This window comes from Nostoc sp. (genome assembly GCF_036917235.1).
Classification (GTDB): Bacteria; Cyanobacteriota; Cyanobacteriia; order Cyanobacteriales; family Nostocaceae; genus Nostoc.
The window spans coordinates 38027-60298 of sequence record NZ_JBALDU010000098.1 but is presented as its reverse complement, the minus strand read 5'-3'; the positions used below and the strand labels follow the sequence as shown (position 1 = coordinate 60298).

The window sequence follows — 22272 nt, the reverse complement described above, 5'->3', positions numbered from 1 at the left end:
TATTACCGTTGTAGTCAAAAAGTATCGCACATAGGGGGCTTAGACACGCGTGGGTCTTTTTAGGAACTTTCGCACTTCATGGGATATGGGTATCGACCTCGGTACCGCAAACACCCTAGTTTATGTATCTGGTAAAGGTATTGTACTACAAGAACCTTCTGTAGTTGCTATCGATGTCAACGAAAAGGTTGCACTAGCAGTAGGAGAAGAAGCCAAAAAAATGCTCGGTCGCACACCAGGAAATGTGATTGCTCTCCGTCCTTTGCGGGATGGTGTAATCGCTGACTTTGAGATCGCCGAACTGATGCTGAAAAGCTTTATTCAGCGTGTAAATGAAGGTAAATCTTTGATTTTACCCCGGATTGTCATTGGCATACCCAGTGGTGTTACAGGAGTAGAAAGACGAGCGGTGATGGATGCGGCTCACCAAGCAGGAGCTAGAAAAGTTTATTTAATCGATGAGCCTGTAGCTGCGGCCATTGGTGCAGGACTACCTGTTGCCGAAGCTACAGGCAACATGATCATCGATATTGGTGGTGGGACAACAGAAGTTGCAGTGCTGAGTCTTCAAGGTACGGTAATCAGCGAATCAGTACGCATTGCTGGAGATGAACTAACTGATGCGATCGTTCAGTATATTAAGAAAGTTCATAACTTAGTCATTGGTGAACGTACTGCCGAGGAAATCAAGATTCGGATGGGTTCTGCTTATCCGACTAATGATGATAATGACGCCATGATGGAAGTCCGAGGTTTACACCTGCTTTCTGGTTTACCACGAACTGTAACAATCAAAGGACCAGAAATCCGTGAAAGTATGTTGGAACCGCTATCAGTAATTATCGAAGCTGTGAAGCGGACACTAGAACGCACACCGCCAGAACTGGCAGCAGACATTATTGACAGAGGTATTATGTTAGCTGGTGGCGGTGCTTTGCTCAAAGGCATAGATACCCTCATTAGCCATGAAACAGGGATTATTACCCATATTGCTGCCGATCCTTTGAGCTGCGTTGTGCTGGGAACTGGTCGTGTGTTAGAAAACTTTAAACAGTTGGAACGAGTTGTTACCGAAAGCTCTCGCAATATGTAACAAAAAAAATATCAGAATTGAGTTCTATTTGAGTTCTATTTGGGTTTTATATAAATAGAATCCAAGTAGAACTTAATTTATATAAGTATATACAGGTATATATGGTGACAATACGGCGTTGGTGGGATCGTAAAGGGTTGCAAATTGGGTTGTTAGCTTTAGTAGTTGGTAGTGCTTGGATATTGCGACAGACTCAAGGTGAACTAGTACTTGAGACATACCAAGCAATTACCCGTCCATTAGAGATGTTGCAGTCAGGGCCAACTCCAGAAGAACGTCTCAGAGATGCCCGGATGATGGAATTGCAAACCCGTATATTAGATTTGGAAAGTCAAAAGACAAAGTTACAAGATTTATTAGGCTATGTGGAAAAAGAGCCGCTGGCATCACGACCAATTCCAGCACGGGTGGTAGGACGTAGTGCTGACCAGTGGTGGCAACAAGTTACGCTGAATCGCGGTGCGAATGCAGGGATTCAGGAAGGCTTCATAGTCAAGGCAGAAGGCGGATTGGTGGGTCTGGTGGAGAGTGTAACTCCCAATACTAGCCGCGTGTTGTTAATCAGTGACCTCAAGAGTCAAGTGGGTGTATCAGTTAGCCGCACAGCAGCTAAAGGCGTTTTGCGAGGAGATTCTTCTGCTGAAGCTGTATTGGAATTTTATGAAAAAGTTCCAAATGTGAAAGTAGGAGATTTAGTTTCCACATCTACTTACAGTCAGAAATTTCCCTCCGGTTTGGCAGTAGGACGAATTAAGTCACTGGATTTAAAGAAACTCCCGGCATCAGTAGCAAAAATTGAGCTTTTTCCGCCAATCCGCTCTCTCGATTGGGTAGCTGTTTATCCCAAGCCAGAAAACCAAGAGTCGGCAAATCAAGTGCCGCAAAAGTCTAAGTAAATTCTTTGAAAAAATCCATAGAAAAATGAAGATTCCTGCATTTGGTGGTAGCAGGCAGAAAAAGCCAAAATCGTCAGATCGAAAATCGAAATTCCGAATCCAGCCGCTGGCTCGTTGGCATCCCGGTATACGTCATTTGTTGGGTTGGATAGTGACGCTTGGATCTATATTGTTATGTTTACTATTATTACCAACCCGATTCCCAGGTATGGAATTGTTAGGAATTGGCCCTAACTGGCTGTTAATTTGGGTGGTAGCTTGGAGTGTGAAGCGCACGGTGTTTGCCGGAGCATTGGCAGGTATAGTTCTGGGGCTACTTCAAGATTCGATGACATCACCTAGCCCGACTCATGCCATCAGTTTAGGTATAGTGGGGGCTTTAACTGGTCTGCTCCAGAAACAGCGTTTTATCGAAGAAGATTTTATTTCGATTGCTGTAATTGTTTTTGTTTTGGCAGTTTTGGCAGAAACTATCTTTGGGTTGCAATTAACTTTGCTGGGCAATGAGCGCAAGGTGACAGATATTTGGACATATTATCAGCGTGTCGCTCTTGCCTCTGCCATTCTGAGTAGTCTGTGGGCACCTGTGGTCTATTATCCACTGAATCTTTGGTGGCAACGGATGAAATTGTTGGAGCAATAATAAAGTTAGAGATGGGATTAATCGCGTCTGTACAAGAGTTAGGAGTTTGGAAGGAAATAGGTTACAGGTGACAAAGAAAATTATCTTTTGTACCCTGTAACCTAAATTTTTATGGAATTTGGGCAACCTCTGGCAATATGGATTCAAGCTACAGTGAACTGTATGTGTGAATATTACAGACTCATGTAAGTTGAGACAGCTAATAATAGCGCCTAGATATTACTGTTTAATTATCAGGAGCAAAGCGCGATTCTCTTGTGGAGAGGCTGCGCGATCGCGTGCAGAATATTTACAGTGTTGCCTAAAATTATGGATAATTTCCCAGTGGTCGCTCAAGCAGATGCATCCTTACCAAATTACACTCAGGAAAATACACCAATAGTGGAGTCAGCAGCCGGCTCGAATTCACCACCGAAGCAAAAGGTAGGAACTGACTTTGACTCTCGTATGATGCTGCGGTGTTTAGAACTGGCTCGCCGCGCTTTAGGGCGGACTTCGCCAAATCCGTTAGTGGGAGCGGTGATTGTCAAGGATGGCAAGATTGTCGGCGAAGGATTTCATCCTCGCGCAGGTGAGCCTCATGCAGAAGTGTTTGCCTTGAGGGCAGCAGGGGATGGCTCTCGTGGTGCAACAATCTATGTCAGCCTCGAACCTTGTAATCACTATGGGCGTACTCCCCCTTGTTCGGAAGGATTGATCGAAGCAGGGGTGGCAAAAGTAGTGGTGGGTATGGTTGATCCCAATCCACTGGTAGCTGGAGGTGGTATTGCCCGTTTACGGGCAGCGGGGATTGAAGTGTTGGTAGGAGTAGAAGAGGAAGCTTGCCGTCAGCTAAATGAAGCTTTTGTGCATCGGATTCTCTATAAGCGACCTTTGGGAATTTTAAAATATGCCATGACTTTAGATGGCAAAATTGCTACTACCTCTGGTCATAGCGCTTGGGTGACAAGTCAAGAAGCCCGCAGTGAAGTACATCTAGTGCGGGCGGCTTGTGATGCCATAATTGTCGGCGGTAATACAGTCCGACAAGATAATCCTTACTTAACCAGCCATCAGGTGGGGGCACATAATCCCCTGCGGGTGGTGATGAGTCGCCATCTCAACTTACCGGCAAGTGCCCATCTGTGGCAAACTGCGGATGCTCCAACTTTGGTGTTGACACAGAAGGGTGCTAACCCCAACTTTCAAGAACTGTTGCTCAAGCAGGGTGTGGAAGTAGTGGAATTAGCATCACTTACACCGGATAAGGCAATGGCGTATTTATATGAACGAGGTTTTTGTAGCGTGCTGTGGGAGTGTGGTGGTACTTTAGCTGCTAGTGCGATCGCTCAAGGAGCAGTGCAAAAAGTTTTAGCATTTATTGCCCCAAAAATTATTGGTGGTAGTATTGCTCCCACACCAGTGGGCGATTTAGGTTTTACTACCATGAGTGAGGCGTTGTCTTTAGAACGTGTTCGTTGGCGTGTAGTAGGCTCTGACTGCTTAGTGGAAGGTTATTTGTCCCAAAAAGCTAATAGTTAACAGTAATAACGCTTGAGGATCAATCTATTTATCTTGATTTTGCGTTGGCGTAGCCCGCCGTAGGCATCATGAACACTGGCGTTCATGGGCAAGATCCCGTATAAGAGCTAGTCGAGATTGAATGTAGTGGCTAAGAAAATCAGTTTCGTTAGAATCTAAAAACACTTGCGTTTCGGTTTGTTTCACTAACCACTGCACCAAGCTAGCATCATCCAGTTGTAAAAGGAGTTTGGCTTGAGCAGTTTCAACCACTGACCAAAGCTGACGCATGATTGTAGGAGTCATCAGACCTCAATTGAATAATTTAGCTTTGCTGTCTTCAGATTACACAATTCCAATCGAACTTTACGACATGAATGTAGAAGCTGAGACAAGTATTATTAAAAACTTAATAATGGTATTTATAAGTTTATGAAGATTAAGAATTGGAAACTCAGTTTGACAATCTGTCTTTGAGCATTGGGTCAACTGCGAAGACAGATTGTCAAGACTTAGAGGATGTTTTAAAAGGGTATTTTGCTTTCATGACGATCGCAGCAAAGAATTTCGGTACATGGCTAGAACCTTAATTTGTCTTTGCAGTTGATCCAAATCAAAAGGGCAAAATTATACCTTTCAGCACTTTTATAAACAGCCTCTTAGTATACGCAATTCATTAAAACTTATTATACTATTGTTTTATCTTTGGAAATCGGATAATATTCACGGACTATTTTCAAAAACTGATTTCTTGCCCGGTAGGCACACAAAATTAAAATTACCAAAGTCTGCCAATTCATTAAGATAGAACTATTTTGAGTCCCTAGAACGACGGCGATAACTATAAATCCAAAAAGAACGAGAGTAACCATCTTATGGGGTAAATCTTTTAACCACTCACCATTCACAAAACGATAAACAAAATAGCGTATCCAGCGACTAATCACTTCTGCCATGAATAATATCGCCCCGATGATATTGGTTTTTGTCACTACCAGAAAGGCAAAGTACTTATAAGCTTGCAATAAAAAGTAAAGCCAAATTCGTGTCTGCTTATCAACATGGTTGTAAGCATAAAAAGTTACTCTTACGACCAGGAGCATACCGATCCAGAATGCCGTATTAGTTAAAAGTGTTACTAAGTCAATAGCCCTAACTTCAAAAGCAAAACTCTTATCACTTGAAACAACTTTAGCCAATTCCAAAACAATTAGTCCGGGAACTGCGAAAATTACAGACCAAAGCCAAGCCTGCCATACACTGATTCGGTTCTTATATTTTTGGTACGTTTCTGAAAGCGTTGGTTTTTTCTCAAACCTTTCAGCAATTATGTCATTTTCTACATAGCCTAGTTCATAGATGCACCAGAAAGAAAGTACTAAAAAAAGCATACTGATGGCATGAAGGATTGGTTGGCTATTCACCAAACTCAAAGCTACTATCAAAACCACAAGATCGTCTAATAATATCACTTTGAGAAAATATTTCTTACCTGGTCGCTTCGCTCGCTCTAGATACAAAAACGGAATATAAAGATCAGCCATAGCCGAAACATACTTTGCTTCTGGCCAAATAACTAAGCATGGAGTCGCTACACATGCAAGTAATGGGTTATCATCTTTTGAGTCTGTGATTGCAATCGCACGGGTAACTTCATTCTCACCCAATGATGCTGTCACCAAAAAGTATTTTCCTCGCTGTCTATCTATCGCTCCTTGCCAAAATCGACAAGCTATGATGTCATCAAAATTTATGGGAAAGTGTTTGGACAGCGAACGAACAATGAAATCAAACCCTTGGGTGGTCAGTATTACACGTGAATTTGGATTCTTAGTAAGTGCCTGGATCAGGGTAGTATTGGCATAATCTTGAGCTAGCTGTTTAGCCCGCCATTGCCACAAAATTACAGTCCAAGGAAAAAGTAAGGTTGCGACTAAAACCCTCATCCAATCTCGTGACACCTCTCCTTTAATTTTACTTGGTAACCAATTCCACGGTTTGAGAAAATTCAACAAGGTGAGCAATAAGTACCCAAGTAAGCGGGGTTGTATAGTATTGAGGTACTCTTGCGTTGAATTGCGTAGGAAAAGAGTTTCATCTAAATCTACTAGGATGGGTGTACTATCCGGTGCTGTTTGAATGATGTTTAATACATCAGGTACGGAAGTATCATGACTTAATGCATTTATCATAAGGCTCATAACTTGATGTACTGATGCAATTTTTCAGTTTTGCCAATCTTCTTAGGAGATTAGCACTGTTTTGCTGTCGATGGACTAACAAAATCATGTAAATCTGCATCCCAAATGCTAATGTAAATAAAATCACATTCTTGGCGGATAATTTGACCCTTGACTGAGCCATTTTTAAAACTAAAATTATCCGATTGGCGCTGTTGTACCTGTTTGAGTCCCTGCTTAATTTCTTCAGTGGCTTGCCCTGCTAACATTCCATTCAAGGTAGTCTCCATTACTTCTGGATCTACCGATTGAGCAAAAGATACTTCAGTTTGACGCAGCGTTTTAGAATTACGATCGAATAAGTAGCCAAGGTCAATTTTGTTTGGCACAAGTTTGTAAACGACAGCACGAGTCTTGCCCCATGCGCCTCTTAAATCTTGATTTGGTTTGCCGAGGGTAGCTTCTACGATATTTCTTGTTGTACCTGTAGGGAATGCGGGAACACTTTGTCTGCTGGCAGTGGCAGCTAATTTACTGCGCGGCTTGTTTTGTGGTGTAGAACGCGCTTCTGGTGTGGGAACTGCACTTGCCTCATTCTCTGTTTCTGGCTGTGGCGTGGATGTTGCTACGGGCGATGGAGTCTCTGAAGTTATAGGCTCTTTTTCTGGCTGTGGTACAGGTACAACTGGGGGATTAGAGATTGGTCGCTGTCGTGGTGAAGAACTAGGGATAATTGGAACTGGAGAAGTTTGGGAGGAAACGGGCGGTTCAGTTGATTCAGAAGTCGGAAAAGATTCTGGCGATGGCGTGGAAGTTGTGGCAATGTTTGTTTCTGGTTGTTTCTGACGAATGATGCTAGGAATTGCTACTGCACCAATCAACCCACCTATGAGTAAACTACCAATAATCACAGCAGATTTTTGCCAGTTTCTAGGATTGGAAGACCCTGGAATCGCAGAATTGTTTTGCGGAGAATATAATGGCTGAGTTTGTCGAGTCGATGCATTGGGAGAAAAACTAACTGTAGGAGTATTTGCAGTTAACTCAGTAGGTATATTACTAGCAGACTGCAAGGCATATAGCATTTTACTGGCAGTACTGTAGCGATCGCCAGCATGAGGCTTAATTGCCTGATTGAGTACCGCCGCCAATTGAGAAGACACGTTAGGGGCGTGCTGCTGCCAAAGTATTTCCCCAGTTTTTAGATCGGTTACTAGTTCTTGCGGGTGTTTGCCAGTCAGCAGATAAATTGCCGTTAAACCTAAACTGTAGATATCAGTGGCGTAAACTGGGCGGCCAACGGCTTGTTCGCTAGGCATATATCCGGGCGTACCAATAACAAGCGATCGCGTGGGGTATCCTGGAGAATTCACCACTGAACGAATTGTTTCTTTGACTGCACCAAAATCAATCAAAACTGGCTCGTTATCAACAGAACGCAGAATAATGTTATCTGGTTTGATATCCCGGTGAATAATGCCTTTGCTATGGACATAATCTAAAACTGAAAGCAGACTCAAGAGAATTTGCCGAACAGCAGTTTCACTCTCAAATCCTTTGGCTTCGACAATTTTTGTCAGGGTTTGGCCGTGAATCCATTCTTGGACGAGGTAAAACTGCCCGTTTTCAGAAAAGTAGGCGTAGAGTTTGGGAATTTGGTGACTACTTTCACCCAAATACTCCAAGGTTGCGGCTTCCCGTTCAAACCGTTGTTGGATAAGTTGGTAGGTTTGCGGGTCATTATTGGTTATTGGTTTTAGTTGCTTGATTACACAGCGACGGCGAGAAGGCATATGGACATCTTCTGCTAGAAAGGTTTCGCCAAACCCACCAGCGCCGATTACCTGGATAACTTGATAGCGATTGTTTAGCAGGGTTATTGTCATGAAAAATTATAAGCGTAGACACCCAGTGCGGAGCCGGAGATTTCTTGTCTTCTCCGAACTTGTCGTCAGACTTCGCCCTTTCCAAATGTACATCACATAAGCGAAGCCAGGGCGAATATACTCTGGTGAAATTAAATATGCGTTATCCAGAACCCTTGTAGAGACGTAGCAGTGCTACGTCTCTCCAATCTTTTTCAGCACATACAGCGGATTTCAAGTTAGTGAAGTACACAAAGTAAGTCTCAAAGCCAGGTACAAAGCCTGTTTTAATTCTGAATTCTGAATTCTGCTGTATCTAATGCAAGCCGATGCATTGGTATCGCAGAATCTTCCCAAATTTACTTCGCTACGAATGAATGAAATACTGTACTAAGCGAACTCTATAGTCTCAACAAACTCTAAAATGCTTTCTTTGATGTCTTCAGCCTCTTCTTCAACAGAATCGGGAGTTTCACCGTTAATAAAACTGTGCTGACTACTAACTATATACAAAAATTCACCACTGATAAACGTGAGCAAACCCCGGTAAGCATCTAATCTGATTGCAGTTCCATTATTTTCTTGCTTAGAAATTGTGGAACCTTTGGGCATATCAATTAATACGTAGTAAGCGCCTCGCAAAGTATTTTCCAGATATTCAGTATATTCCACAGAAGCATCTGGTACATTAGCGAAAATTGCTTGAGGTACATACTTATCTACTAAAATTGTTTGTAAATATTCTTCTTGTCCAACAGACTCCAATTCCTCTAACTGTTCTAGGGGGAAAGGATAATAATCGATTCTTAGTAAAGTACCGATGTCATCAGAAAAGCCAACTACTCCTTCCTGGCTTTGAATTCTACCGCCCTGCTGCGGATCAACCGGAATCGGTACGGTAAAATTACCTAAAGGAGATTGATATGTCTGTTCGCTAAAATCTTCGATGACCACTGTCTCATCATCATCGTCGTCTGCATATTCTTCATCTTCTGCTTCTTTAAAAGCTGCAATTACCTCCTTGATGATTTCCTCTGCTTCTTCATCCTCAAGTTCTAAAGCTGCTTGTAGCTTTTTCAGGTAGGCTTGTTTTGGTTTGGGGATGGCGAGGTCATCGTCTAAAAGCACTATTACCCCAGCGGCAAAACCATCTAGCACTAATTCATCTGAGAGAGATACTTTGGCGGCATTAAACAGGGGCCCAATTCCCTCTTCTTCGGCAATGGAGATGAGTCTATCAACTATTTCTGCAATTTCATCTTCTGAGTATTCCTCGAAAACCTCGAATTCCCAAAGGATACCCGCTAAACTTTCTGCATCTACCTCTTCAATAAATGAATCTGCGATCGCAGTCACAGTTGCGATCGCCGCCACTGCTTCCTCTGGACTTAGTGATTCCTCTGATGTCTTTGGTGAGTTAAAAACCTTGTCATATTTGGTCATAATTGCTACCTAAATTAATTCCTTGATAGTAATAACAGATTGAAAGTGACAATGGTCAGTTTACCAATGGAGCGAATCTTCTAGAGAAAAAGTTGGCTGATACGTGGTTTACTCAGTATTGCTCAGGTGTAACAAAACCTTATTGACAACTAATCCTCAAGGAATTGAGGTGTTCTCAAATCTTTTCTCGAATATACACTTAAGTACGAGACAAACTCAGTATTTACTACAGGTTAATTTAATTAAATATTGTAAATTTTTGTAACCCAGCAATTATCGTTAATGACTGCTATATTCCTTGATTTTTATCCTCTAGCAAATGAATTATATCTATCGATAGAATTATAAACTAGCTAGCGATAGATACCTACACCGTAGGCAGGATGTCACAATACCGAAGTTTGTAGTGACACACAATACTCGAAAGGTTGTACTGTTGGTTCTGCAAATGTGAATTAGATGAAATTTTGAGTTTTTTATGGTACAAACCCCACCATCCCAGTTTTCACCAGATCAATATAAAGTAGATCCTGCAAAGGAAAATGTAGAAGCTCTTATACAAGAACCGCAGTTAGATATTGAGATTGCTCTAGAGTTCCTTTACACCAGAGATATTGAATTTCGCCAGGAAACAATTTATTTTCTCGTAGTCGATCGCTTTTATGATGGCGATCCAGAAAACAGCGAAGGTGCAAACTCGGAACTGTACGATCCAACTAGACAAGATTGGGGTAAGTACTGGGGTGGCGACTTGCAAGGTGTCATCGATAAATTAGATTATCTCAAAAATATGGGAGTTACCGCTCTTTGGCTAACTCCACTGTTCGAGCAGGTTGAAGAGTTATTTGTTGGCAATGCAGCAATACATGGCTATTGGACAAAAGACTTTAAACGGCTTAATCCTCGATACATTGCTGACGGAGAAAACCCTTCTTTAAACGCTACTCAAGAAGAAAAAAATACAACCTTCGATCGGTTAATTACAGAAATGCACAAGCGCAATATGAAGCTAGTGCTGGATATTGTCTGCAACCATAGCACACCTGATACTAGCGGTAGCAAAGGTGAATTGTATGATGATGGTGTCAAAATTGCTGACTTCAATGATGATGCTAATAATTGGTATCACCACTATGGCGAAGTGCAAAACTGGGAAGACGATTGGCAAGTACAGAACTGTGAATTATCTGGTCTAGCAACTTTCAATGAGAATAATACTGAATATCGGGAGTATATTAAGTCAGCAATTAAACAATGGCTAGACCGGGGTGTGGATGCACTGCGGGTGGATACTGTCAAGCATATGCCGATTTGGTTTTGGCAAGAATTCACTGGCGAGATGACGAATCACAAACCAGATGTATTTATTTTTGGTGAATGGATTTACAGTAATCCCAGTGACGATCGCTCGGTGGAATTTGCCAATCACTCAGGCATGACACTTCTAGACTTTGGCTTGTGTGTGGCAATTCGCGCCGCACTAGGGCAAGGTTCAGAAATGGGATTTGAAACAATTCAATACATTTTCGATCAGGATTATCGCTATAAAGGGGCAACAGAGCTAATTACCTTCATTGATAACCATGATATGTCCCGTTTCCAATCGCTGAATCCCGATCCAGCGATGCTGAAGGTTGCGATCGCCTTAATTATGACCTGTCGCGGTATTCCCTGCATTTACTACGGTACAGAACAATATCTGCATAACGATACTGATGGCGGTAACGACCCGTATAACCGCCCAATGATGGAAAGTTGGGATACTGAGAGTGAGATTTATCGTTGTGTCAGGCTGCTGTCTGGCTTACGGCGACTGAATCCAGCCGTGTCAATGGGTAGCCACTGGCAAAAATACTTAACACCGGATGTTTACTGCTATGTACGCCGTTATCGTGACTCCCTGTGTTTTGTAGCTTTAAACCGGGGAGGAGAAGTTACTTTACCAGAAGTAGAAACAGAATTGCCAGATGGGGAACATACTTGCGTAGTGACTCGCAATAAGTATGAGGTGAAAGATGGCAAGATTTATGACCTAGTACTAGAAGAACGGGGAGTGCTTGTTTTCAGCCGCGTTGGCGAACGTTTAAAAGCACAAACAATTGTCCGCGTCCAACTCAATGGCGTAGAGACCAAACCTGGTGAAATCATTGTGGTGACAGGAGATTGCCCAGAGTTAGGTAACTGGGATATCAACAAAGCCTATCCTTTAGAGTACATCAACACCAATACTTGGTTTGCCGAAATTCCCTTTGATGAAAGTGCTGGTAAGCTGATTGCTTATAAATATGCCATGTGGCGGGAAGGGCGATCGCCTCTACGCGAAAATCTCGTAAATCGCCGCTGGGTGATTGCCAAAGAAGGTACTGTCAAATGGCGTGACACTTGGGCATCGGGGAGAGAATCTTAGAAATATACATACAATGAGGTATCAAGAGTAGACCTCTTGATAAATCTAAAATAAGAACCCCACCCCGCCAAATCTACGCCTTATCTCCCCTCCTCCTTGCGGGGAGGGGTTGGGGGTGAGGTGTTAGGGACTTTTGCAAGAGGTCTAGTGAAGAATCAAGATTTTAATCCTTTACTCTTCGTATGTATAGTCCGAGTTGAGCAGATCCTCAGTTGAGGATAAGCAGAATGGATTGTAATTTAACATCGTGGGTGCATAGGCTAGCAAAAACCACAGGCATTGCAAACTTATAATATTGATGGTATCTATCCACCTCTGACTTTTTATTGCGATAATTCCCAAGGGGGACACGCTCTCCACTGGTTAGTCAAAGGGGGATAAATGACACTCAAGCGGTTGGTTTTATTTTTTGTGATGACGCCGATAGCAGTTCTGTTAGCAGTTTCGGCTTTATTCGGCAGTTGGCAAGAACCTCAATTTCAAAGTCGTTTGGAACTATACCAAACAAATATTGCTTTACAAGCTCAAGCTTGGCAATCAGAAGATAGCGGTGATGACAAACTCCAGACGATTCGGGAAGCAATACTTGGTGAGCAACCCCTAGAAAGCGCTACAAAGCAGTATCAGGAGGCGCGTCAATCAGTTCAAGTTAATTTAGACAAAGTTAACAACAAACTTGCACAATTACGCTCTCAAGCTGAAATAACTCCCACGCCTCCGAAACCTCTACCGGACGCTCCTCCCACTATTAAAACCTCTAAACAGGGGCAGCAACAGTTACAGCAGTCTTTTAAGCAATTACAAAAATTACTGGCTGAATTAGACCTGCGCTTGGGAATCTTACAAGCACAGCAAGGACAGACGGATACAGCCTTCAAGACTTGGAGCGAATTACAACAACGCTCAGATATCAATCCAGAGTTTCAGGAAACCGCTGCTGTATTGAGTGGACTGTGGAGCAATCCTCCCCGTATCCTCCAAAATCCTCAAGAACTAATTCAAAAAAATTTAGAAGGTTGGTTTCGCTCTACCGCTTTGGTTAAGTTATACCAACTCCAGCAACGACAAGACGCTTTATCAGCAGTAATAGCTGCACAACAAGAATCTTCTGCTCAAGCAACGATCAAATTAGCAGTCATTGGGACTATTCCCACCTTGGCAGCTTTAATTGGTCTCATACTGCTGATTTTATTATTTGCTCAACGGTTGTTGAAAGGAAAAGCCTCGTTATTAGCTCAAAATGCTGATATCCCTTGGTCAACGCCTTGGGGTGGTGAAACAGTTTTACAGGTTTTTATCATCGGCTTTTTCTTCATGGGGCAAATTTTTGTGCCTTTGGTAATATCGCTGCTACCCATCCCGCGTCCCATTGTGGATGTGCGACTTCAGGCATTTTCTGTGTTAGTTAGTTACTTCTTGGTAGCATTAGGTGCGTTGTTAGTGCTGTATTTCTCTCTCAAGCGCTTTTTTCCGCTACCAGAATTCTGGTTTCGCTTCCGTTTTCAAGATAATTGGTTTTTGTGGGGGCTGGGAGGCTATTGCACAGCTTTACCTGTAGTTGTGGTGGTATCTTTGATTAATCAGCAGCTATGGCAAGGACAAGGTGGGAGTAATCCTCTGTTGCAACTAGCCTTAGAAAGCCAAGATGGTATCGCACTTGGTATATTTTTCTCCACAGCTGCGATCGCAGCTCCATTTTTTGAAGAAATCCTATTTCGCGGTTTTTTGTTACCCTCTCTAACTCGTTACTTACCCGTGTGGGGAGCGATTCTGATCAGTAGTTTGTTGTTTGCGATCGCTCACCTCAGCTTATCGGAAATTCTCCCCCTGACCGCATTGGGCATTGTATTAGGAGTAGTTTACACGCGATCGCGCAATCTCCTCGCTCCTATGCTCCTCCACAGCCTTTGGAACAGTGGCACACTATTAAGTTTATTTATTTTAGGTAGTACTTAATACAATTAAATACTGTTGCCAAAAACAAAAATATCTGATTTTATCACCATAGGTAGAGACAATTTACTAGTGATAATTGGTTATAAGCATAAATACTAGCTGAAAACCCAATTACGATAATGGCAAAAGTAAATTAAAGAATGCTATTAACATTCTCATTCGGGTAAATTTTAGCCATTTTTCGAGATGTTAATTGTCTTCTTGAACCATTTTTAGCTGTAATAAATTGGAATACAATTCCGGTTTGCGCTCATGCAAGTGGGGATCGGTAACTAAAAAGCGGTTAGAAAGAATATGGAAGATGCCTTTTGCGCTTCTAGATTCCCACTAGCCACGTAATTGTCTTGCCATTGGTGCGATGGCGTTTCACATTCGCTGGAAGCATCGCAAAAGAATCCGGAAATAATACTGATGGACTTGTAAAAAGTGGTGTATGTAGCAGCTTTTGCTGATTATTTAAGATTTATTCTGCTCAAGATAAATGTCTGAGCTAAAAATCTGCAAAACTGCTGCACCAGGGTTTGCGATCGTCAAATCCAGCAAAAGTCATCAAGGAGCGCCAGTTCGGCCTAAATTGCAAGACATCTTGGCGTCTCGTGTGGAATAAAAGCACGCTGATTTTAATTATTCATCTTGAGACTTACTCAGACTGAAAAAATTAAAAATCTATTTATTAAGCAAGTAAATGTATTTGCTTCCATTACAATAAAGACTTTATTTTTATACTCACTTATCAAGGAGCAGCACTTATATGGCAAATCTCAACCCCAGTCACCCTACCAAACAACTTCTAGCTGGTTACTGTGGCATTATCCTGGGAGCGTTTGGGGTTCATAAGTTTATTCTAGGATATGCTTCGGAAGGCTTTATCATGTTAGTGATTTCTGTAGTTGGGGGTTCTTTTACCTACGGCGTTGCTTTGTTAGTTATGCAACTTGTAGGTCTAATTGAAGGCATGATTTACTTAAATCAATCCCCTGAAGGATTTGTAAATACCTATTTTGTGAAGAAGCAAGGCTGGTTCTAGTGCAAGAATAGCTTTTTTGCTGGAAGCAGAGAATGATAGCCGCTTCCAAGCTTATGATTGCAGCAAAAGCGCAGGGATAAAGGGCAGCAAGCCAAAGAAAGATCCTTTTTCCCTTCCGCTTCACCCTTAGCAGAAGTTATATAGCACTTCTACCTCCTATATTTATTTTTATTGATATGCTTATTTTCAAAACTAAACAGCTTAACTGGGCAATCTTCTTCTTGTTAGGCTTAGGATATTTCAGTGTTATGTCTCATTTAGAAATCAACTATTTCTTAAAAAACCTGATTGCGATCGCGCCAATACAGGTGGCAGCGATTATTTATGTCACTTATCGACGTTGGAACTGTCAACCCCCTGTAGGGGAATTAAAAATTAAAAATTAAAAACTCTACAGATAAATCTGGGAACTTGGAACCTTGAATTAAGTACAGCGATAGTCGTTCATGCTCAATAAAGTACGATAAATTAATAATTTTAATATGGTTGACATTGAGTCATAGTTCCATATTTAGCCTACGCTCGAATTAGAGACGCTTTTAGTCAGGCGTTGAATTTCTGTAGCGAATCTAAACACAAGCCATGCAACTTGTCCCGAAAACTAAGCCAGCCCTAGAACTTGACCCAATCCTAGAGAAGATTATTCTAGATGTTGGGGGTATGAAGTGTGCTGGGTGTGTGAACGCAGTAGAGCGACAGCTGACCCAACATCCAGGAGTCAAGAGTGCCTGTGTGAACCTGGCCACAGAGGTAGCAGTTGTAGAGTCAGAAGTTGGTGCAATAGATGCAGATGCACTGGCACAGCGATTAACAGCCGTTGGATTCCCGACTCAACCCCGAAAAGCTAATGGCACAGTAGCAGGCGAAATATCGACTTTACCAGATCCAGCAGAACGACAACGCCGAGAAATGCGTTCTTCTCTATGGCAGTTAGCGATCGCAGCCGTGTTGCTGATATTGTCGGGAAGTGGACATTTTGGTAATCTTGGTAGCTCAGTGCTGCCTGTGCTAAATAACATCTGGTTTCACTGTGGACTGGCGACAATAGCGCTGTTAATTCCCGGTCGCCCGATTTTAGTAGATGGCTGGTTGGGCTGGCGGCGAAATGCGCCTAACATGAATACCTTGGTGGGATTGGGAACGCTGACAGCCTACATTGCTAGTTTAGTAGCGCTGCTTTTTCCCCAATTGGGTTGGGAGTGCTTCTTTGACGAACCAGTAATGATGCTGGGCTTTATTCTCTTAGGAAGGACATTAGAGCAACAAGCTAGAGGTCGCGCGGCTGCCGCATTTAGGAAATTACTAGCACTCCAGCCACTCTTAGCGCGATTGATTGCCAACCCAGAGAAAGCCGGAATGGGTTCTTCTAGTGTTGAGATTCCCGCTGAACAGGTGCGTGTCGGTGAATGTTTACAAGTGCTGCCAGGCGATAAAATCCCCGTTGATGGTGAAGTGGTAGTTGGTCAAACAACGGTTGATGAATCCATGCTAACCGGGGAAGCAGTGCCAGTAATCAAAAAACCAGGAGATATGGTGACAGGGGGGACACTAAACCAGTCAGGAGCGATCGCAATTCAAGCAACCCGGATTGGAAGTGATACAACTCTAGCTCAAATTGTCGCCCTAGTAGAAGCCGCCCAAACTCGGAAAGCCCCAGTACAGAAATTAGCAGATACAGTAGCTGGTTACTTTACCTACGGGGTGCTGACAGCATCTGTCTTAACATTTGGATTTTGGTACTTTTTCGGTACTCACATCTGGACTGATATCACCATGTCTGGTGGCATGGAAATGATGAGCCACGCTACACATGAAGCCCAGCACTCCCCACTCTCGACTCCCCATTCCCCTTTATTAATTAGTTTAAAACTAGCGATCGCAGTTATGGTAGTCGCCTGTCCCTGTGCTTTGGGACTTGCCACACCAACAGCCATTCTTGTTGGAACTGCTATGGGTGCAGAACGAGGTTTGTTAATCAAAGGTGGCGATGTTTTAGAAAGAGTACACCAGTTAAACACCGTAGTATTTGATAAAACTGGTACTCTGACCACAGGTAATCCCATAGTCACAGATTGCCTGTTAATTAAGGAAATGGGGAATGGCGAGTGGGGAATAGGGAGTAGTCAACCCTACTCCCTAATCCAACTAGCAGCAGCCGTAGAAAGCGGTACTCACCATCCCCTAGCCAAAGCAATTCAGCAAGAGGCACAGCGTCAGCAGTTATCTATTCCAGAGGCTGTAGACTTTCACACGGAACCAGGACTAGGGGTATCTGCTGTGGTAGAAGGCACAGTTGTATTGTTGGGTAACTGGGAATGGTTGAGTTGGCACGGCATTGCAATTAACGAAACCGCACAACAGGTAGCACAGGATTTAGCAACAGATGGTAAAACAGTCGTTTGTGTAGCAATTGGCGGAACTTTAGCCGGACTAATTGGTGTTTCTGATACCCTCAGATCGGATGCTCAATCCACCGTAGATAAGTTACGTCAGATGGGCTTACGGGTAATGTTGCTCAGTGGCGATCGCAAAGAAGCAGCTAGCGCCATAGCCAAACAACTAGGATTAGATAGTGCTGATGTAATAGCAGGTGTTCCCCCAGCTAAAAAAGCGGCGGCAATAGAGTCTCTCCAGTTAGAAGGGACAAGGGGACAAGGAGATAAAGGGACAAAGAAAACTCCCCACTCAGTTGTGGCAATGGTAGGAGATGGAATCAACGATGCTCCAGCTTTATCCCAAGCTGATGTAGGAATTGCTTTACACTCCGGGACAGATGTCGCGATGGAAACTGCTGAAATTATTTTAATGCGCGATCGCCTAAACGATGTCGTCGAATCTATTCAGCTTAGTCGCGCCACATTCAACAAAATCCGCCAAAATTTATTCTGGGCTTTTGCATATAATACACTTGGCATTCCTTTAGCAGCAGGTGTTTTATTCCCTAGTCTAGGTTTTGTGCTTAACCCATCTGGTGCTGCTGCATTAATGGCTTTTAGCTCTGTTAGCGTCGTTACCAACTCAATATTATTACGGCGATTCGCTCATCGCGTGTAGAATACTCCTTTACACGTCCAATTTGCCACCACAAATATTGGTTATCAAAACAGAATTCAGGAGTTAGTTGTCAGATTTAAGACACTTACCAAAGCTATCATAGCCACTGGAGTAGAACGGCCATGTTCTACTCTTTCAAGGTATTATGCAATTTTAAAGCTTATTTAGATTAGCACCACAGACTGATGGTGCCCGAAAATGGCAAGATACGATACTAAACAAATCTTAATCAATTACAGTTCCACCGATTTGTCAATGGCAGCAGAAACTAATGAAAACCATCTACTGATTATTGAAGACGATCAAGGTCGCAAAGAATTTTCTCTGGAGCACCCCGTCTACTCTATTGGTAGAGACCGCGAATGTAATATCCGTTTAATGTCGCAGTTTGTCTCCCGCCGCCATGCCACATTAGTGAGATTGCCACGAGAGCATAATAGTCATAGCTATTATTACCGGATTGTAGATGGCGATGCCAAAGGTAAGCCTAGTTCCAATGGTTTGATGATTAATGGACGCAAGATACCAGCCCACGATCTCAGAAATGAAGACGAGATCGTTTTTGGTCCTCAAGTACGTGCCATTTATTACCTTTTAAGAAACACTCAGCGTTTAGGACAAACGGATTCGAGTGAGTATGATATTACACTAATAAACCCCGGTATGGCCGAGGATTTAGAGGAGTAAGCGAGTGAATTATAACTACCAATTACAGTCTGACACTTCCACAGCTTCAAGTCGTGGGAGTATCAATTCAATCACCAAAGTTTATCCTGCAATACTTTCAATCAAATGCCAATGACGGCTACTTTCAATAGATTGCTTGATTAACTCAAACATTTGTCGGCAGTAATTATCTAGGTGAATTGGTAGTTCTTCATTTTTAATCACAATACTCATGCGAGTTTCCGTTTCAGTAGATTTTGATTTATCAATCAGTACTTCTACTGTGATCAATTTAGGAAAAGGAACATTTCCAGGAACTTCACGACCGATAATATATTCGGCTGTGTGATATTGAATATCCAACTGACAGTCCTGTAGAAGTTCTACAAGTAACGGCAACAGATGGTCACTAGGAACAGAAACAATAAATGAACAGGTATAGCGAGCCATAATAGCCCCAAGCCTTGCAACACTCCGTCCATCCTATAATACCGAAGTATCTAAATATAAAGTCATTAAAAAATCAAAGTTTTTCAGAGCAGGTACAGAGATATACAGTCAACGAAGAGGCAGAAGGCAGGAGGCAGTGTTTCGACTACGCTCAACAACCAAGCAGGGGGTAAACCCCATAAATAAATTTAGGCGTTCTGTGAGCGTCAGCTGAATCGGGTTTCAATAAGGACGCAGTATTTTTTGTGGCACTTTCCGCTCGAAATACATATTCAATTCTTTCTTGTCTACGAGACACTCCGCGAACATAAATAAATTTACTTGATCTAAAAGAAAGTGGCAGAGGGCAAAAAATATATTTTCTTCCTCCTACCTCCTGCCCCCTGCCTCCTGCCTCCTGCCCTCTGCCTTCTTTGGTAAGCTGAAAGTTTGATCAAAAACTTTACAATAAAGGTTTGGCTGAGGTAGAAAATGAAAGTCGCAATTACTGGGGCAACAGGATTTGTCGGTAGTCTTTTGGTACAACGATTACAGCGGGAAGGTCATAAAACAGTAGTATTAACTCGGAATACCACTTTTGCTCAAAAGGTTTTTCCCTCTGAGGCTTTCCCTAATGTAGAAATTGTTGCCTATACACCAAATGCATCTGGCTCTTGGCAAAGTGTCATTGCTAGTTGTGATGGCGTAGTTAATTTGGCAGGAGAACCTATTGGTGAAGGACGCTGGACACCAGAACGGAAACAAGAAATCCTCAATAGCCGGAAGTTAGGTACACAAAAAATAGTTGAAGCAATAGCCAACGCTAATCCTAAAACGGCAGTCGCTACAAGTGGGGGAACCCCCGCAACGCGCTGCCTCCCATCTGTGTTAATTAACGCTTCAGCTATTGGCTACTACGGCACCAGTGAAACGGCTACCTTTGATGAAACCAGTCTATCTGGTAACGATTTTCTTGCCCAAGTCTGCCAAGCCTGGGAAGCTGAAGCGAGAAAAGTAAAAGACGTTGGTGTGCGACTGGTAATTCTGCGTTTTGGAATTGTTCTGGGCAATGGTGGTGCTTTAGGTAAAATGATTCCGCCTTTCAAACTCTTTGCTGGCGGGCCTATTGGCAGTGGTCGGCAGTGGTTCTCATGGATTCACGTAGATGATTTAGTTAACCTGATTTTGCAAGCTTTAACTAAACCACAAATAGAAGGTGTATATAATGCCACTGCCCCTAATCCAGTTCGGATGGCAGATTTAAGCCAAACTTTGGGACAAGTGATGAATCGACCTTCTTGGTTGCCTGTTCCTGCTTTTGCGATCGAAGCTCTTTTAGGAGACGGGGCGATAGTAGTTCTAGAAGGTCAGCAAGTTATCCCAAAACGCACTGTGCAAACAGGTTTTGAGTACAAATATCCTAATTTGCAACCGGCATTAACACAAATTCTTACATAGATTCAAAGGGAGTGGGGAGTAAAAATTTTAGATTTTAGATTTTGGATTTTAGATTGAAATTTAATCCAAAATCTCAAATCAAAAATCCAAAATTGAATTGCCCCATACCCAATTTTTTGATTATTGACTAGAAAGAAATTTTTTGGAAACCCAACTGATAATACCGCTGAGAATGGCACCGCCCATGAGAATGCCAATTGCGGGGTTAAACAAGGGTTGCCACAGTTGATGCCATAAATCCAAACCCAAGTTTACTCCGGCAGCATCACCGATCGCAGCGATCGCTAACCAGCCAAAGCCAAACAAAACCAAAAAAACATCGGCGACTAAAACCATGTTTAGCCAATTTAACAATTTATCTTTCATGATTGGATTGGGGATGGTGGGGCCCCCTCTGGGGATAAGGGGTAATGGGGATTGGGGATTGGGGATTAGGGATTGGGTACTGGGGATTGGGGATGGTGGGGCCCCCTCTGGGGATAAGGGGTAATGGGGATTGGGAAGAGACAACTTAGAGACTTACTTCAATAAATTCCCCCTTGTCCCTCTTGTCCTCCTGATCCTCAGTCCCCGTCCTCTACTTTTCAAACAGCCAATTTTTGACTTTTGTTAAACTCTGCCAATCTGGTTTTCTACTTAAACCGTCCTCAATACTATTTTTTATTTCATCACTCCATTCTTCGTTGACAAAAATCAACTGCTGTGCTATATCAATATGTTCGCGCAAACCTTTTTGCTTTGTTTCCAGCATTGCTAAGGCAAGATTGATTCTAGCCTGGGGATCTTGTGGATTTAACTTGACTGCCTTCTGTCCAGCTTTGTAAGCCAAATTGGGTTTGTTATCGAGTAGATACAACCACGTTAAACAAACCCAAGCAGCACTAGTTTTAGGAGCGCGATCGCACACTTCTTTAAATACAGGGATTAAAGATTCTGCTGATTCTCCTGCTTTATAGCGTTCTAAACCTGTATCAAACAGGGATTCAACTGTATTAGTCATTAGTCATTGGTCATTAGTCATTGGTCATTAGTCATTAGTCATTGGCCATTGGTCATTTGCAAAAGACAAATGACAAAGGACAAATGACAACTGACAATATTACACCCCAAATGACTTACCGCAACCACAAGTTTGATTAGCATTGGGGTTAGTGAATTGGAAACCACCGCCAATCATGGCATCGCTGTAATCGAGCATTAAACCGTAGAGATATAACAGACTCTTGCGATCGCTGACAATTTTGAAGCCATCATAGTCAAAAACTTCATCATCAGGAGCGATTTTGCTGGTATCTTCAAAATCCATCATGTAAGACATCCCAGAACAGCCACCCTGACGCACTCCTACCCGTAAGCAGAAGTCTGTGCCTTGCTTGTCCCGGAGGGATTTTACCTGGTGCAATGCGGCTTCGCTCAACAGAATTCCGCGTTGTTGAGCCGGAATTGCTTGTGTCATCTGCTTTTCAACTCCTTAATTAGTATAAGCGTTACCCTGTATCGGCTTGTTAATGCTTCTGGGTTGCTCTTAGTGTTTTTGTATTCATTCTAGCGGCTTAGATGTTGCTAGATGCCAAATTGTAAACACTCCGTCAAAAGTAGCCAAAGATTTTTATTCTAGAATTGAGAGACTTAATGTGTTTATACATTCGGTATTC

The 22272-nt window shown here is 42.6% G+C and carries 21 protein-coding genes; 13 read left to right on the top strand and 8 right to left on the bottom strand.

Features of this window, described 5'->3' with window-relative positions; all coding sequences use genetic code 11:
* Nucleotides 1-85: 85 nt before the first annotated feature.
* The 4 genes from V7K44_RS27710 to ribD all read left to right on the top strand — a co-directional run bounded on the left by V7K44_RS27710 (nt 86) and on the right by ribD (nt 4153).
* On the top strand, nt 86-1093 hold the full coding sequence (locus V7K44_RS27710; RefSeq protein WP_104908541.1) for a rod shape-determining protein: 1008 nt from the start codon (nt 86-88) through the stop codon (nt 1091-1093).
* Nucleotides 1094-1194: 101 nt separating this feature from the next.
* Complete coding sequence (gene mreC, locus V7K44_RS27705; RefSeq protein ID WP_334936409.1) at nt 1195-1989, top strand: rod shape-determining protein MreC; 795 nt, start codon at nt 1195-1197, stop codon at nt 1987-1989.
* 25 nt (nt 1990-2014) lie between these two features.
* On the top strand, nt 2015-2632 hold the full coding sequence (gene mreD, locus V7K44_RS27700; protein ID WP_334936406.1) for a rod shape-determining protein MreD: 618 nt from the start codon (nt 2015-2017) through the stop codon (nt 2630-2632).
* Between the two features lie 309 nt (nt 2633-2941).
* Complete coding sequence (gene ribD / locus V7K44_RS27695; RefSeq protein WP_334936404.1) at nt 2942-4153, top strand: bifunctional diaminohydroxyphosphoribosylaminopyrimidine deaminase/5-amino-6-(5-phosphoribosylamino)uracil reductase RibD; 1212 nt, start codon at nt 2942-2944, stop codon at nt 4151-4153.
* Between the two features lie 66 nt (nt 4154-4219).
* On the opposite strand, the gene V7K44_RS27690 is transcribed toward ribD, so the two are convergent.
* The gene (locus tag V7K44_RS27690) at nt 4220-4438 is read right to left on the bottom strand and encodes a hypothetical protein (RefSeq protein ID WP_334936402.1); all 219 of its coding nucleotides are present in this window, start codon (nt 4436-4438) and stop codon (nt 4220-4222) included.
* Nucleotides 4439-4578: 140 nt separating this feature from the next.
* Between V7K44_RS27690 and V7K44_RS27685 the strand changes: the two genes are divergently transcribed.
* Entirely contained in the window at nt 4579-4722 is a 144-nt protein-coding gene (locus V7K44_RS27685; protein WP_334936400.1) for a hypothetical protein, read from the top strand.
* 96 nt (nt 4723-4818) lie between these two features.
* On the opposite strand, the gene V7K44_RS27680 is transcribed toward V7K44_RS27685, so the two are convergent.
* The 3 genes from V7K44_RS27680 to V7K44_RS27670 form a co-directional block, all read right to left on the bottom strand.
* Entirely contained in the window at nt 4819-6333 is a 1515-nt protein-coding gene (locus V7K44_RS27680) for a haloacid dehalogenase-like hydrolase (RefSeq protein ID WP_334936398.1), read from the bottom strand.
* Nucleotides 6334-6383: 50 nt separating this feature from the next.
* On the bottom strand, nt 6384-8198 hold the full coding sequence (locus V7K44_RS27675; RefSeq protein WP_334936396.1) for a protein kinase domain-containing protein: 1815 nt from the start codon (nt 8196-8198) through the stop codon (nt 6384-6386).
* Nucleotides 8199-8567: 369 nt separating this feature from the next.
* Nucleotides 8568-9620, bottom strand: a complete 1053-nt coding sequence (locus V7K44_RS27670; protein WP_334936394.1) for a hypothetical protein — start codon at nt 9618-9620, stop codon at nt 8568-8570.
* 478 nt (nt 9621-10098) lie between these two features.
* Between V7K44_RS27670 and V7K44_RS27665 the strand changes: the two genes are divergently transcribed.
* From V7K44_RS27665 to V7K44_RS27635, 7 genes are all read left to right on the top strand, one after another.
* Nucleotides 10099-12027, top strand: a complete 1929-nt coding sequence (locus V7K44_RS27665) for an alpha-amylase family glycosyl hydrolase (RefSeq protein ID WP_334936392.1) — start codon at nt 10099-10101, stop codon at nt 12025-12027.
* Between the two features lie 381 nt (nt 12028-12408).
* Nucleotides 12409-13983, top strand: a complete 1575-nt coding sequence (locus tag V7K44_RS27660) for a CPBP family intramembrane glutamic endopeptidase (protein WP_334936390.1) — start codon at nt 12409-12411, stop codon at nt 13981-13983.
* Nucleotides 13984-14464: 481 nt separating this feature from the next.
* Nucleotides 14465-14590, top strand: a complete 126-nt coding sequence (locus V7K44_RS27655) for a hypothetical protein (protein ID WP_334936388.1) — start codon at nt 14465-14467, stop codon at nt 14588-14590.
* Between the two features lie 144 nt (nt 14591-14734).
* Nucleotides 14735-15010 carry a TM2 domain-containing protein gene (locus V7K44_RS27650; RefSeq protein ID WP_334936386.1) on the top strand — a complete coding sequence of 92 codons (276 nt, stop codon included), beginning with the start codon at nt 14735-14737 and terminating at the stop codon, nt 15008-15010.
* A gap of 176 nt (nt 15011-15186) precedes the next feature.
* The gene (locus V7K44_RS27645; RefSeq protein ID WP_334936384.1) at nt 15187-15396 is read left to right on the top strand and encodes a hypothetical protein; all 210 of its coding nucleotides are present in this window, start codon (nt 15187-15189) and stop codon (nt 15394-15396) included.
* 196 nt (nt 15397-15592) lie between these two features.
* Nucleotides 15593-18064, top strand: a complete 2472-nt coding sequence (locus V7K44_RS27640) for a heavy metal translocating P-type ATPase (protein ID WP_334936382.1) — start codon at nt 15593-15595, stop codon at nt 18062-18064.
* Between the two features lie 198 nt (nt 18065-18262).
* Complete coding sequence (locus V7K44_RS27635; protein WP_094352473.1) at nt 18263-18751, top strand: FHA domain-containing protein; 489 nt, start codon at nt 18263-18265, stop codon at nt 18749-18751.
* A gap of 81 nt (nt 18752-18832) precedes the next feature.
* Here V7K44_RS27635 and V7K44_RS27630 read toward each other — a convergent pair whose 3' ends face one another.
* Nucleotides 18833-19180 (bottom strand): hypothetical protein, encoded by a 348-nt coding sequence (locus tag V7K44_RS27630; RefSeq protein ID WP_289798874.1) that lies wholly within the window; start codon nt 19178-19180, stop codon nt 18833-18835.
* Nucleotides 19181-19651: 471 nt separating this feature from the next.
* Between V7K44_RS27630 and thyD the strand changes: the two genes are divergently transcribed.
* Complete coding sequence (gene thyD / locus V7K44_RS27625) at nt 19652-20617, top strand: thylakoid membrane protein ThyD (RefSeq protein WP_334936380.1); 966 nt, start codon at nt 19652-19654, stop codon at nt 20615-20617.
* 120 nt (nt 20618-20737) lie between these two features.
* Here thyD and V7K44_RS27620 read toward each other — a convergent pair whose 3' ends face one another.
* From V7K44_RS27620 to V7K44_RS27610, 3 genes are all read right to left on the bottom strand, one after another.
* On the bottom strand, nt 20738-20983 hold the full coding sequence (locus tag V7K44_RS27620) for a hypothetical protein (protein ID WP_094352470.1): 246 nt from the start codon (nt 20981-20983) through the stop codon (nt 20738-20740).
* Between the two features lie 211 nt (nt 20984-21194).
* A complete protein-coding gene (locus V7K44_RS27615; protein WP_334936378.1) occupies nt 21195-21617 on the bottom strand; it encodes a hypothetical protein in 423 nt (140 codons plus the stop codon).
* A gap of 99 nt (nt 21618-21716) precedes the next feature.
* Nucleotides 21717-22073 (bottom strand): iron-sulfur cluster assembly accessory protein, encoded by a 357-nt coding sequence (locus tag V7K44_RS27610; RefSeq protein WP_334936376.1) that lies wholly within the window; start codon nt 22071-22073, stop codon nt 21717-21719.
* Between the last annotated feature and the right edge of the window lie 199 nt (nt 22074-22272).